The following is a 602-nucleotide window of genomic DNA, read 5'->3' as shown; positions in this document are numbered from 1 at the left end:
ACATCGACCTGATGTGCAGTTGGGGCCCCAATATCCTCGGCCACCATCATCAGGTCGATGTATTCGCGGCCATCGACGTCCCAGACCCGGCAGCCGTCGGCGCGCTCGAAGAACTGCGGATAGGCGGAGCCGAGATAGCGCGTCGCCATGTGTCCCCACATGCCGCCCGGAATGACCGAGGCCGCGCGCTCGCGCAGCAACTGGTCCTTGGAGTTGATCAGGGAAGGCATAGCGAGTTCTCCGCGTGTTGATATATCATATATTGATCTTAATGCTGGAAGAACAGGATTTGCTGACCGTCCAGGATGAGGAAGCGGGAGGCGGCTGGCCGCCTCCCGCATCTTTTCGCTCAGTGGCTGAGTTCCGCCAGCGGGAGGTTGCAGCAGGCGCTGTAACGCACGCCCTTGACGTCCGACTTGTAGGCCAGGATCAGGTTCGGGCTGATCAGCGGCAGGATGATCCTGTCCTTGATCATCTCCTCGCCGGCCTGGTGCCACAGCTTGGCGGCCTCGCCGCCGCTCGCCGCAAGGGCTGCCTTGTAGATATCCGCTTCCTTCGGATTGAGCACCGACGGATCGCGCTCCGCGCCGGCGCGGCGCGCC

2 pseudogenes are annotated in these 602 nt (G+C 63.0%); both read right to left on the bottom strand.

Annotation, left to right across the window (positions count from 1 at the left end):
* Positions 1 to 230, bottom strand: a pseudogene (locus EN750_RS37990) (hypothetical protein); the annotation flags it as partial.
* Positions 231 to 349: 119 nt separating this feature from the next.
* Positions 350 to 602, bottom strand: a pseudogene (locus tag EN750_RS37985) (ABC transporter substrate-binding protein); the annotation flags it as partial.

Source organism: Mesorhizobium sp. M7A.F.Ca.ET.027.03.2.1 (assembly GCF_003999175.1).
Classification (GTDB): Bacteria; Pseudomonadota; Alphaproteobacteria; order Rhizobiales; family Rhizobiaceae; genus Mesorhizobium.
The sequence above is the reverse complement of the archived record's forward strand: the minus strand, read 5'-3'. Positions and strand labels throughout refer to the sequence as shown.